The following is an 11,687-nucleotide window of genomic DNA, read 5'->3' on the forward strand; positions in this document are numbered from 1 at the left end:
TGGCAGGATCCGTGGGACGGGGCCCAGGGACGGCAGGATCCGTGGGGCGGGGCCCAGGGTTCGGGGTCTCCACGCTCAGGGAAAGAGGAAAGGGTCCGGGGGCAGTCACCCGGACCCCGCTGGCGGAACCTTCCCTCAGTTTCCATCGCGGCGGGAGAAGCGGTTGAAGATGCGCTCCCCGGCGTTGACGGCACCCTCGGCCACGTCGCGCAGGACACCGATGAACGGGTCCTGGGACTGCGACCAGGATTCACGGTAGGAACGGGCGGCGGCCCTGACCTCTTCGGAGATCTTCGCGTTGGAGTCGTCGGTGCGGCGGGGGTATTCGCCGGCGACGATCGTGTCGTACTCGCCGCCGCGGCGCCACTTGTCGAGCTCGGCGACGCGGGAGACGGCGAACGGATGGGTGGTGCCCAGCAGGTTGAGGACCTTGAGCAGGCCGTCGCGGACGTCGCCCGCGGTGTCGTACTCCCGTGCCTGGTCGAGGAAGGCCTCGATGTTCATCTCGTGCAGGCGCGAGCCGCCGGCGAGCTTCATCAGGGCGCGCAGTGCCGCGTCGGGGTCCTGGCCGCAGAGCAGGCCGCCGCGGTCGGCGGAGAGCTCGGACTTGCGGTGCCACTCCTCCAGGCCGGCCACGATCGCGCGCAGGCCGATGTAGCCGAGCGGGATCCAGGCCACGCGCGAGGCCAGACGGGTCAGGACGTCGAGCATGGTGCGGTAGACCGCGTGACCCGACAGGATGTGGGCGGTCTCGTGGCCGATGACGAAGCGCTGCTCCTCTTCGTCCATCAGGTCGAGGAGGCCGGTCGTGACGACGATGAACGGGTCGTCGAAGCCGATCGCCTTCGCCTGCACCAGCGGGCTCTGCTGCACGTAGACCTCGGGAATGCGGTGGAGGTCGAGCGTGTAGGCCGCGTCGCGGCCCATGTCGTGCAGCGCTCGGAACTGCGTGTCACCGGTGCGTACGGCCGAGGCGAGGTAGATCAGGCGCAGGCGGCGCTCGCTGACCAGGCCGGACATCTGCTTGAGCACCGTGTCGAATCCGCTGAGCGATCGGAGGGCGACCAGCGCGGACCGGTCAGCGGGATGTTCGTAGGCGCGTGAGCTGATGCCGGGAAGCTGCACACGGTTGCGATCCGGGGTGGTGGTCATGTCCGGCATGCTACGTCGGGTCTGCCTGCCACGCGCGGGGGGTGATTAAAAGCTCTGTACGGCTTGCGCGTATGGTCCGTTTCATGATGAACGCGCCTACCGGGCAGGGGAAGCGGCGCCTGGGCGTCATGGGCGGGACCTTCGATCCGATCCACCATGGTCACCTGGTCGCGGCCAGTGAGGTCGCCCACCACTTCGACCTTGACGAGGTGGTCTTCGTGCCGACGGGACAGCCCTGGCAGAAAGCGGACAGGACCGTCTCCGCGGCGGAGGACCGCTATCTCATGACGGTCATCGCGACCGCCTCCAACCCTCGCTTCTCGGTGAGCCGCGTCGACATCGACCGCCCGGGACCGACCTTCACCATCGACACGCTCAGGGAGATCTCCTCCGCCTGGGGGCCCGACGTCGACCTCTACTTCATCACCGGCGCCGATGCCCTGGCCCAGATCCTGAGCTGGCGCGACGTCGACGAACTGTTCACCATCGCGCACTTCGTGGGTGCCACCAGGCCCGGCCACGTCCTGCACGACCCGGGCCTTCCTGAGGGCAAGGTCAGCCTGGTGGAGATCCCGGCGCTGGCCATCTCGTCGTCGGAGTGCCGCGAGCGGGTGGCCTCGGGCGAGCCCATCTGGTACCTCGTCCCCGACGGCATCGTCCAGTACATCAACAAACGTGGTCTTTACCATTGAGAGGGCGGCCGACCGGCGTTCGCATCATCCTTCCGCTGCCTTCGGGCATTTCCGGGAAGTTCGAGAGCCGCATTCATGATCGAATCCTCTCATCAGGTCGGATCCCGCTTGGATCAGGACGTGTTTCGCTGATTTTCGCTATGATTCGAGAAGTTTGCGTGGGACGAGTATCCGCAGCTCAACCGGCTTGATCGCTGAACGGTCCGGGCCCGTGCCCGTCCCACCGGAGATCGGCAAGCGCGGCCCCGACCGCGAAGGACGCCCCCGATCAGGCCGTCAATCCGTTTGCGGCACGGAATCGGGTGGCACACGATAGGCGTTGTTCAAACGGTGGCTCTTCAACGAGCGCCGAATCGGGCACCCTGATAGGTGACAGCGCCGACTAGCAGGAGGACTGACCCAAACCGTGACAGCAACCGACAGATCCATTCAGCTCGTCAGGCTCGCCGCCGAGGCGGCGGCGGACAAGCTGGCCGATGACATCCTCGCCTATGACGTGAGCGATCAACTCGTCATCACCGACGCGTTCGTGCTCTGCTCCGCCACCAACGACCGCCAGGTCCGCGCCATCGTCGACGAGATCGAGGACCGGCTGCGGATCGAGGCCGACGCCAAGCCCGTCCGCCGCGAGGGCGAGCGCGAGGGCCGCTGGGTCCTGCTGGACTACATCGACATCGTCGTGCACGTCCAGCATGAGGAAGACCGCACCTTCTACGCGCTTGAGCGCCTGTGGAAGGACTGCCCCTCCATCGCGCTGCCGGACAGCGTGACCCAGGTCGCCGCCCAGCGCGCCCGCGGGGCGGTAGCTGAGTGAGCCGTCGCGTCGTCTGTCTCAGACATGGTCAGACGCTGTGGAACGTCGAGCACCGCTTCCAGGGGCACAGCGACATCCCGCTCGACGAGACCGGGATCGCACAGGCCGCCCGCGCGGCCTCGCTGCTCGCCGCGCTCCGCCCGAGCATGATCGTTTCCTCCGACCTGCAACGGGCCTTCGACACCGCCTCGGCACTGGCCCGCGTCACCGGCCTGGACGTGGCGGTCGACAAGGACCTGCGTGAGCGGGGTGGAGGTCAGTGGGAGGGGCTCACCCGCCAGGAGATCTCCACCGGGTGGCCCCGGGAGTTCGCCGCCTGGGAGGCGCCCGGTGGTGAGGAGGTCGGCGACGTCGCCGACAGGGTGGCGTCGGCCGTGCGCCGCTGGGCGGCGCAGGTCGACTCCGACGGCCTGCTCGTCGTCGCCTCACACGGGGCGGCGATCCGGCTCGGCATCGCCAGGCTCATGAACCTGCCGCAGGAGTTCTGGCCCGCCCTGGGCGGCCTGGGAAACTGTTCGTGGTCGGTGCTGGAGGAGTCGCGCAAGGGCTGGCGCCTGCTGGAGCACAACGCCGGGACCCTCCCCGAGCCGGTCAGCAGCGACGACAGCCCCGAGGCCACCCAGGAGTGACCTCGTACGGTGCGGCTTGCGCCCCGGTGGCGGGCGCGGGCCGTGTGGCCGTCGATTAGGTGAACATGTCGGTGTCCTTATATGCTTCCCAAGCGCCGCGACGAGAGCACTCGAAGCGGTGACCAGGGGCTATGGCGCAGCTGGTAGCGCGCCTCCATGGCATGGAGGAGGTCTGGGGTTCGAATCCCCATAGCTCCACAGTTAAATGGCCTCTGACCTGCGCTTTGGTGCAGGTCAGACATCCCATGGCCGTTTGTGTCAAGCGGCCATGGGATGTGATGGCTTCACCATGCCGTCCGGTTCGCGCTCGCCGCGGATCTCGGCACGCCTCGCCGGGCCGACCGCGCGCCCGTGCTGAGCAGCGCGTGGGTCAACCGGGCCTCCTCGACGGTGATGGCCAGCACCGGGACCAGAGCCGACGCCTGCCGTTCGGCCTCGGCCATGGCCCGGCCGTGGGCGATCTCCCTGACGATGAGCCCGAGCGGGATCAGGAAGGCCAGGGCGATCATCGAGGTCCCGGCGACGGTGAGCAGGGCCAGGGTCCGTCTCACGGCGGTGTGATCAACATGACCCCCACACCGCGTACGGTGTGCAGGGCCAGGGTCCGTCTCACGGCGGTGTGATCAACATGACCCCCACACCGCGTACGGTGTGCAGGGCCAGGGTCCGTCTCACGGCGGTGTGATCAACATGACCCCCACACCGCGTACGGTGTGCAGGTAGCGGGGGGAGGACGCGCTCTCGCCGAGCTTGCGCCGCAGCCACGACAGGTGGACGTCGATCGTCTGGTCGTCACCGTAGGACTGTTGCCACACCTCGGTGAGCAACTCCTTGCGGGAGATCACCCGGTCGGTGCGGGCGGCGAGGTAGGCGAGGAGGTCGAACTCGCGTCTGGTGAGGGTGAGGGGGGCGCCGTCCAGGTGGGCCTCGCGCCGGTTCAGGTCCACCGACAGCGCGCCGACGCGCAGCAGCGGCGGTGGGGTCGCGCTCCGCGCCCGGCGCAGTACGGCGTCCAGACGGGCGTTCAGGTGGTCGCCGGAGAAGGGCTTCACCAGGTAGTCGTCGGCCCCCGCCCGGAGCAGGCGGACGATCTCCGCCTCGTTGTCCCTGGCCGTGGCGATGATGACGGGGACGCTGGATACGCTGCGGACCATCTTGAGAGCCTCCGCCCCGTCCAGGTCGGGGAGTCCGAGGTCGAGGACCACCGCGTCCGGGGGGTTCTGGGTGATCTCCCTCAGGGCGTCGAGGGCACGTCCCGCGCTGCGTACGGCATGCTGGCGCCTGCTGAGTTCCTGAATGATCGCGGATCGTACGTACTCGTCGTCTTCGACCACTAGAACTGTCGCCATGTCATGTAACGGTAGTGAATTATGGGACATATGACGCAATAATCCGTGACGTGCGGCAAACGCTGGGGTTTGTAGCGGTGTGGTGCGGGGCCACCGTCCTGGCGATCTCGGTCGCCTGGTTCGGCGTCCGCGACGTGCTCCGCAGCGAGGTCTTCGAGGACGCGAGCATCGAGCCCCTCAACGCCGTCGCCGGCCGTACCGGAGACTCCGGGCTCCCGCTGGGGGCGCCGACGGGCCGCAGACGGGGCCGCAGGTCGTCGGCGTTCCGACAGCCTCCTCGGCACCTGTCCGGACCCCGGCACCCCGTCTCACGCCGCCCGCGCGGGGTACCGCCAGGCCGCAGCCGGCCCGTTCCCCGTCGAGGACGGCCGCGCCGGTGCGCACGCGGGACACCGGGCTCTCCCGATCGGCGCCGTCCCCGTCGAGGCCCGGATCCGGCACGGCTCGGCGGTCTTCTGCATCGGTGGGGAGAGCCGCACGGACCTGTGGGAATACTAGGATTCGCCGATCTCGCGCAGCCGCGCGGCGGCCTCGGCGACACGATCCTCGCCGAAGACCGCGATGCCGTGCAGTTCGAGCAGGGCCGCGGTGACTCCGTGGCCGGGGACGCGCCGGCCACCGAAGGTGCCGTCGTAGACGGTCAGGCTGCCGCAGGAGGGGCTGCTCTCCTTCATGATCGCGACCTTCACGTCGAAGGACCTGGCGACGGCGAGTGCCGCCTGAGCGCCGGCGAGGAAGGCTGCCGTGACGTCGGTGCCCTCCGCGGTCAGCACCCGGGCCGCCCCCGAGAGCACAGCCGTGCCGCCGGCGCCGCCCTCGATCTCCGCGGCGGGACGTGGGACGGCCAGACCGCCCTCGACCTCCGGGCAGAACGGGATGAGCCGCCCCTGGCGCTGCCACGCGGCCAGCAGCGCGTCGCCGCTCGTCTTGGCGGCCCCGTCGTAGCGGACCTTCCGCCCCATCAGGCAGGCACTGACCAGGATCCTTTCCACGGCCTCAGAATAGGCGCCGCGAAAGGGAGACTGACCAGGATCCTTTCCACGGCCTCAGAATAGGCGCCGCGAAAGGGAGGGCGAGGGGGGCGGGCAGTAACCTACTGCCCATGCTTTTCGATCCCCTGAGGTCTCGATGATCGGCCCGCTCGCAACCGGTCTGATCCTGTTCTCTCTGGCGATCGGGCTGTTCAGCCTCCTGACCACCGCGCGGAACAGGGCGATGGGGAGAACGCTCCTCATCGCGCTCGGAGTGCTGGAACTCGGGCTGCTCGTCCAGGCCGGGTTCGTGATCGCCGCGATGGTGAGGGGCGAGGGGCCGGCGGGGACGGCCACGCTCATCGGCTACCTGGCGGGCAGTGTGGTGATCCCGCCGGTGGCGGCTTTCTGGGGGATCGGCGAGCGCTCACGCTGGGGCCCCGCGGTGATCGCGGTGGCGGGCTTCGCGATCCCCGGCATGGTCGGGCGGCTGCTCCAGATCTGGCAGGGACTGCCGTGAGCGAGCCGGCGATCGGCAGCGGACCCGGCCGCGCGCTGGTGGCGGTCTACGGTGTGTTCGCCCTGGCCGCGGGGGCCCGCGCCGTCGTACAGGTCGTGACGCGCCTTCAGGAGGCCCCGCTGGCCTACTGGCTGTCGGCGTTCGCCGCCGCCGTCTACATCGTGCTCACCGTCGCGCTGGCCAGGGGGAACCGGCCCCTGGCACTGGTCGCCTGCGGTATCGAGCTGGCCGGGGTGCTCATCGTCGGCACGCTCAGCATGGTCTACCCCGAGGCGTTCCCGCGCGCCACGGTCTGGTCGGGCTACGGAAGTGGATACCTCTTCATTCCGCTTGTGCTCCCGGTCCTGGGGCTTTACTGGCTTCTGCGGCGCCGCTAGTTAGATCCGGCCCGCACCGGGCAGGTCCGTCTCCCGAACCGACCAGACCGCAAGGGAGGCACGGTCGGCAAATACCTTCAGCGTGGAAACCTTGTCCTTGGGGATGGGAGGAAACGCGGCGCGGTGCCGCACGGTTCGGTATCGAGTCGCGCGGCGGCGAGACCGGTGCCTGGCGCGGGGATGTGCCGGGGCCGACACGAGCACTGCGTCCGTGTCGGCGGCACCGGCACGACAGGTCCGGGCCGTACGTCTGACGCAGGCTCGCCCGGTGTGACCCCAGGCATCCGGTGCCCGGACTGTCCGGGTTCTCTGGCATCGGAGCCGGAGTTGCGCCGGTGCGTGGGAGAGCCGGGCCACGCCCTGTAAAGGGGGGCGTGGCTCGGCTTTCACATTGTCAGCGGTTTCCGGTCACCTCCGGTCCGCCGCGCCGGTCAGGAACAAACAGCGGTTTCAGTCCTGTTAAAGTTGAGGTCAGCCAATCATCCTACGATTGGATGAAATCACGGAGAAGGACTGAAACCCGCATGAGCGTGCTAACCCATCAGACCAGGGGCCGCACAGGTGGAACGACAGGCTCGCTCGCCTGGCTGCTCGTGCTGGGAATCGTTCTCGCGGCGCTGAACCTGCGCACCGCCGTCACGAGCGTCGGGCCGGTTCTCGACCAGATAACCTCCGGCCTCGGCATGACCGCCCTCGGAGTCGGGCTGCTCACCACGCTCCCCGTGCTCATCTTCGCCTCGGTCGGCGCGCTGACCCCTGTGCTGGCCAGGAAGGTCGGCGAGCACCGCCTCCTGCTCCTCTCCCTCATCGTCCTGGGCGCCGGCCTGCTCATCCGCTCGATGGTGGACTCGGCCGAGGTGTTCCTCTACAGCAGTGCCCTGGCGCTGTCAGGCGGAGCGGTGGGCAACGTGCTCATCCCCAGCCTGATCAAGCGCCACTTCCCCGGCCGGGCCGGGACCATGACCACCGTCTACACCACGGCCCTCGCGGTGGGCACGATGCTCGCGGCCGCCGCGACCGTGCCCATCCAGCGGGCCACCGACGGCAACTGGCACGTTGCCCTCGGGGTGTGGGGGGCGCTCGCCGCCGTCGCCGCCATTCCGTGGCTTGCGCTCGCGCGCAGTGAGCCGGAACGGCGCGGCGCGGGCGAGGGAACGGGGGCCCGTGCCCTGCTCCGCAGCAGGCTGGCCTGGGCGGTCGCGGCCTACTTCGGCACCCAGAGCATGGTCGCCTACATCATGTTCGGCTTCCTGCCGAAGATCCTCATCGATGGTGGCTACACCAGCGGGCAGGCGGGTCTGATACTGGGCGTCTTCACCGCGATCGGTATCCCGGTCTCACTCATCGTGCCCTGGGTCGCGTCGAGGTTCTCCGACCAGCGGCCGGTGGTCGCCGCCTTCGTGGCCTTCTACACCGCCGGCTTCCTCGGTCTCTGGCTCGCGCCCGCCGGCCTGGCGTGGCTCTTCGCGAGCCTGGTCGGCGTCGGGATGGGATCCTTCCCGCTCGCGCTCACCATGCTCGCCATGCGCACCCGCACCCCCGAGGCGACGGCCGCGCTGTCGGCCTTCGGGCAGAGCACCGGGTATCTCATCGCGGGTGCCGGACCCCTGGTCATCGGCTTCACGCACGAGTCGACCGGCGGCTGGACGCTGCCGTTCCTGCTGCTGCTCGGGGTGGTCGCGGTGCAGTTCGTGGCCGGCTGGTATGCCGGTCGGCCGGCATACCTGGAGGACGAGCGGGTCCGCGCGCGCTGAGTCTCCTGTGCCGGTGCGGCTTGCGCCCTCTCGGGGGCGGCGCAAACCGCACCGGCATAGCGGTCAGGCGATCGAGTGCGGCTCCGGGGGCCCGCTCGCCGGATGGCCGCAGGGCGGATGACGTATTCACGGCCCTCCGGTGTGGCATAGCCCGGTAAACGGCTGTTTACTGCCGCGCTCTACCATGCGAGAGCAGAAGTCGGCAGCGAAGGAGCGTGCAGTGACGGGAACGATCGTCGCCGAACCGGACACCGCGCAGCAGGGCGGACATCTCTGGCTGACCCTGGTGGCGCTCTCCGCGGCAGGGATGGTCGTCTCCGTCCAGCAGACCGTGGTCATCCCGCTGCTGCCCCGGTTGATGGCCACCTTCGGTGTGTCGGTGGCCGAGGTCACCTGGGTCTTCACCGCCTCGCTGCTCGCCGCCGCGGTGGCCACGCCGCTGCTGTCGCGCCTCGGCGACATGTACGGCAAGAAGCGGATGATCCTGTTCACGGTCGGCCTGCTCGTCCTGGGCTCGTTGGTCTGCGCCCTGTCCGGTTCCCTCCCCGTGCTGATCGCCGGCCGGGCCCTGCAGGGCGCGTCGGCGGCGCTGGTCCCGCTGGCCATCGGCATGATCAAGGACACCTTCCCGCCCGCCAGGGTCATGACGGCCATCGGGGTGGTCAGCGCCACGATGGGCGTCGGCGGCAGCATCGGCATGATCGTCACCGGCCTGATCGCCGACCGCACCCCCAGCCACCACCCGGTCTTCTGGATCACCGCGGGGCTCGGCGTGACCGCGGCCGTTCTCATCGTGCTGAGTGCCCCCGGCGGCGGAACCGGTGCCGGAGGCCGCCCCGACCTCATCGGTGCGGCACTGCTGTCCGTCTGGCTCACCTGCCTGCTGCTGGCGATCTCCAAGGGCAACGACTGGGGCTGGGGTTCGGGAGCCGTCATCGGGCTGTCCGCGGGCGCGGGCGGATTCGGCGCCATGTGGGCCTTCAGCCAGCTGCGGCTCCGGGCGCCGATGGTACGGCTCCACCTGCTCGCCGGCCGCCACTCCCTCCCTGCCAACCTGGCCTCGCTGCTTCTGGGCTTCGCCATGTTCGGCTCCTTCACCCTGATCTCCAGCTTCGTCCAGACGCCCCCGTCCGCCGGGTACGGCTTCGGAGGGTCCGTCCTCGACGTGGGTCTCTACGCTCTGCCCAGCACCGTGACCATGCTGCTCTCCTCCTTCATGGCCGGCCGTCTCTCGGCCCGGTTCGGCCCCGCCTACTCCCTCGCCCTCGGCGCGGGCCTGTGCACGATCGGATTCGGCTGGTTCACCCTCTTCAACGACTCGGTACTCCAGTTGGTCGGTGCCAACGCGGTGCAGGGGCTGGGCTTCGGCATCGCCTACGCCGCGCTGGGCGCGCTCGCCGTGCAGCACGTGCCCATGGACCAGAGCGGTATCGCCAGCGGTATCAACTCCCTGGTCCGCTCCATCGGCGGCAGCCTCTCCGGCGCCGCCACCGCCGCGCTCCTCACCACCATGACCATCGCCGGCACCGCCGTCCCGTCCCGGGACGCGTACGTGATCTCCTTTGGCATCGTCACCGCGAGCGCCCTGGGGTCGGCGGCCGTCGCGCTCGTGTCCGGAATGATGGCGCGAGGGGTATCTGAAGTCGGTTAAGATTTCATCTGCATCGCAAGGGGCTATGGCGCAGCTGGTAGCGCGCCTCCATGGCATGGAGGAGGTCTGGGGTTCGAATCCCCATAGCTCCACAGTGGGCCGTTCTTGAGGCGGCGTGCAGGAAGTTGACGAGATCCCGTCCGGTCACCTCGACCGGACGGGATCTCGTTTTTCCGGGCCGGTGAGGCCGTCGGCGGGCTCGTCCGAGCGGGTGCGGCGACCGCGAAGAAGGGTGCCGGCGGTGTTCGGGAAACGATCATTCCTCGCACGGGAAGCGATCTTCCAGGGGGCCCGGTTCGGCCAGGTCACGCCCACTCGTGAACATCCCACAGTGTGATCGCGGGTCGGCAAGGGGCCCGGGATTTCCCCGAGGCCCTTTTTCGATCTTCCCGGTCAGTCCTCCAGCCCGGCGTGCAGAAGATGGCTGAGGAGGGTTCGGATGGCGGCGGTGTGGGGGGAGGGCAGGAGCTGGGTCAGGAAGATCACGGTCAGATGGTGACGGGGGTCGATGAGGAAGATCGTTCCGGCCGCGCCGGACCAGCCGTACTGGCCGGGGGCGCAGGTGATGCCGTGGGCGATCGGATCCAGGTCGGTGGAGAAGCCGAGGCCGAAGCCGAAGCCGTTGTAGCGGCCGGGGTCGGGGACCGTCACCGCGACCTGGGCGAGATCGACGCCGCCGGGCAGGTGGTTGGCGGTCATGAGGTTCACCGTGCGGCGGTCCAGCAGGCGGACGCCGTCGAGGGTGCCGCCGCCCAGCAGCATCTGGGTGAAGCGGTGGTAGTCGGCCATGGTCGACAGCAGCCCGCCGCCGCCGCACAGGAAACCGGAGCTCTTCAGCACCGTGTCCTCGGCGTGCTCGACCAGGTCGCCGCTCTCGTCAGGGGTGTACAGGCGGGCGAGACGGGCGCGCTGCGCCGTGGTCGGGGTGAAGGTGGTGTCGGTCATCCCCAGTGGCGCGAAGACGCGCTCGGCGAGGAAGGCGTCCAGGTCCTGCCCGGAGACGACCTCGATCAGGCGGCCGAGGACGTCGGTGGAGACGCTGTAGTTCCAGCGGGTGCCGGGTTCGAACAACAGCGGCAGCCCGGCCCAGGCGTCGGTGAGCTCGGCCAGGCCGCGGCCCGGCGGCTGCGGCGAGCCGAGGCCCCGGGCGCGGTACATCTCGTCCAGCGGGTGGTCCAGGAAGGCGCCGTAGGACAGGCCTGAGGTGTGCTGGAGCAGGTGACGGATCTGGATGGAACCCCGCGCGGGCTCGGTCTCGGGGGTGTCCGCGTCGCCGCCGGCGAAGATCCTCATGTCGTGGAAGGCCGGTAGGTAGCGCTCCAGCGGGTCGGCCAGGTCGAAGCGGCCTTCTTCGTGGAGGATCATCGCGGCGACCGAGGTGATGGGCTTGGTCATCGAGTAGATCCGGAAGATCGTGTCATCGCGGTCGTCCAGGCCGTGGGAGCGGCGGTGGACGACCTGCCCGTGCCGGCTCACCAGGAGTTGCCAGCCGGGCAGGACGCCGTGGTCGACGTACTCGCGTAGCCGCTCGTCGAGCGCGGTCAGGCTTGACGGGTCGAGGCCGTGGGAGGCGGGGTTCGCCGCGGTCTGCATGGGCCGGTTCCTCTCCGGGCGACGAGACGCGCCGTAATTGAAGCGATGTGCGCGATGCTGTCCCACAGCGCGGCACGAAGTCAAGAGTGTAGACGCATGTTCATATATGTGAACTAGAGAGCCCCTTTTATCTGCTTATGCCGCAAATCGGACATATGTGAAACTGATTATCAAAAATATGCATA

The 11,687-nt window shown here is 69.1% G+C and carries 12 protein-coding genes and 2 tRNA genes; 9 read left to right on the forward strand and 5 right to left on the reverse strand.

Annotated elements, in window-relative coordinates:
- Positions 1–135: 135 nt before the first annotated feature.
- Positions 136–1,161 (reverse strand): M48 family metallopeptidase, encoded by a 1,026-nt coding sequence (locus tag OIE13_RS04080; RefSeq protein ID WP_326829539.1) that lies wholly within the window; start codon positions 1,159–1,161, stop codon positions 136–138.
- 74 nt (positions 1,162–1,235) lie between these two features.
- Here OIE13_RS04080 and nadD point away from each other — a divergent pair, with 74 nt between their 5' ends.
- The 4 genes from nadD to OIE13_RS04100 all read left to right on the forward strand — a co-directional run bounded on the left by nadD (position 1,236) and on the right by OIE13_RS04100 (position 3,485).
- Positions 1,236–1,844, forward strand: coding sequence for a nicotinate-nucleotide adenylyltransferase (nadD, locus tag OIE13_RS04085; RefSeq protein WP_326642741.1), 609 nt, complete (start codon positions 1,236–1,238; stop codon positions 1,842–1,844).
- Between the two features lie 406 nt (positions 1,845–2,250).
- Positions 2,251–2,658 (forward strand): ribosome silencing factor, encoded by a 408-nt coding sequence (rsfS, locus tag OIE13_RS04090; RefSeq protein WP_030924760.1) that lies wholly within the window; start codon positions 2,251–2,253, stop codon positions 2,656–2,658.
- Entirely contained in the window at positions 2,655–3,287 is a 633-nt protein-coding gene (locus OIE13_RS04095; protein WP_326642737.1) for a histidine phosphatase family protein, read from the forward strand. Before rsfS ends, OIE13_RS04095 begins: the two co-directional genes overlap by 4 nt.
- A 125-nt stretch (positions 3,288–3,412) precedes the next feature.
- Positions 3,413–3,485, forward strand: a tRNA-Ala gene (locus OIE13_RS04100).
- Between the two features lie 86 nt (positions 3,486–3,571).
- On the opposite strand, the gene OIE13_RS04105 is transcribed toward OIE13_RS04100, so the two are convergent.
- The 3 genes from OIE13_RS04105 to OIE13_RS04115 form a co-directional block, all read right to left on the reverse strand.
- The gene (locus OIE13_RS04105) at positions 3,572–3,838 is read right to left on the reverse strand and encodes a hypothetical protein (RefSeq protein WP_326642736.1); all 267 of its coding nucleotides are present in this window, start codon (positions 3,836–3,838) and stop codon (positions 3,572–3,574) included.
- Between the two features lie 120 nt (positions 3,839–3,958).
- Positions 3,959–4,636 carry a response regulator transcription factor gene (locus OIE13_RS04110; protein WP_326642734.1) on the reverse strand — a complete coding sequence of 226 codons (678 nt, stop codon included), beginning with the start codon at positions 4,634–4,636 and terminating at the stop codon, positions 3,959–3,961.
- A gap of 494 nt (positions 4,637–5,130) precedes the next feature.
- The gene (locus tag OIE13_RS04115) at positions 5,131–5,628 is read right to left on the reverse strand and encodes a DUF523 domain-containing protein (RefSeq protein WP_326642733.1); all 498 of its coding nucleotides are present in this window, start codon (positions 5,626–5,628) and stop codon (positions 5,131–5,133) included.
- A gap of 136 nt (positions 5,629–5,764) precedes the next feature.
- Here OIE13_RS04115 and OIE13_RS04120 point away from each other — a divergent pair, with 136 nt between their 5' ends.
- From OIE13_RS04120 to OIE13_RS04140, 5 genes are all read left to right on the forward strand, one after another.
- Entirely contained in the window at positions 5,765–6,127 is a 363-nt protein-coding gene (locus tag OIE13_RS04120; protein WP_326642731.1) for a hypothetical protein, read from the forward strand.
- The gene (locus OIE13_RS04125) at positions 6,124–6,504 is read left to right on the forward strand and encodes a hypothetical protein (RefSeq protein ID WP_326642729.1); all 381 of its coding nucleotides are present in this window, start codon (positions 6,124–6,126) and stop codon (positions 6,502–6,504) included. Before OIE13_RS04120 ends, OIE13_RS04125 begins: the two co-directional genes overlap by 4 nt.
- A gap of 524 nt (positions 6,505–7,028) precedes the next feature.
- The gene (locus OIE13_RS04130) at positions 7,029–8,258 is read left to right on the forward strand and encodes a CynX/NimT family MFS transporter (RefSeq protein ID WP_326642727.1); all 1,230 of its coding nucleotides are present in this window, start codon (positions 7,029–7,031) and stop codon (positions 8,256–8,258) included.
- 220 nt (positions 8,259–8,478) lie between these two features.
- A complete protein-coding gene (locus tag OIE13_RS04135) occupies positions 8,479–9,909 on the forward strand; it encodes an MFS transporter (protein WP_326642725.1) in 1,431 nt (476 codons plus the stop codon).
- A 19-nt stretch (positions 9,910–9,928) separates the two neighbouring features.
- Positions 9,929–10,001, forward strand: a tRNA-Ala gene (locus tag OIE13_RS04140).
- A gap of 301 nt (positions 10,002–10,302) precedes the next feature.
- On the opposite strand, the gene OIE13_RS04145 is transcribed toward OIE13_RS04140, so the two are convergent.
- Entirely contained in the window at positions 10,303–11,502 is a 1,200-nt protein-coding gene (locus tag OIE13_RS04145) for a serine hydrolase domain-containing protein (protein ID WP_326642723.1), read from the reverse strand.
- Positions 11,503–11,687 lie beyond the last annotated feature (185 nt).

The organism is Streptosporangium sp. NBC_01810 (assembly GCF_035917355.1).
Classification (GTDB): Bacteria; Actinomycetota; Actinomycetes; order Streptosporangiales; family Streptosporangiaceae; genus Streptosporangium.

Bases quoted from the DNA above. Each gene is read 5' to 3' on its own strand.
- nadD (WP_326642741.1), top strand. From the start codon at position 1,236: ATGATGAACGCGCCTACCGGGCAGGGGAAGCGGCGCCTGGGCGTCATG.
- OIE13_RS04080 (WP_326829539.1), bottom strand. From the start codon at position 1,161: ATGCCGGACATGACCACCACCCCGGATCGCAACCGTGTGCAGCTTCCC.
- OIE13_RS04120 (WP_326642731.1), top strand. From the start codon at position 5,765: ATGATCGGCCCGCTCGCAACCGGTCTGATCCTGTTCTCTCTGGCGATC.
- OIE13_RS04110 (WP_326642734.1), bottom strand. From the start codon at position 4,636: ATGGCGACAGTTCTAGTGGTCGAAGACGACGAGTACGTACGATCCGCG.
- OIE13_RS04145 (WP_326642723.1), bottom strand. From the start codon at position 11,502: ATGCAGACCGCGGCGAACCCCGCCTCCCACGGCCTCGACCCGTCAAGC.
- OIE13_RS04130 (WP_326642727.1), top strand. From the start codon at position 7,029: ATGAGCGTGCTAACCCATCAGACCAGGGGCCGCACAGGTGGAACGACA.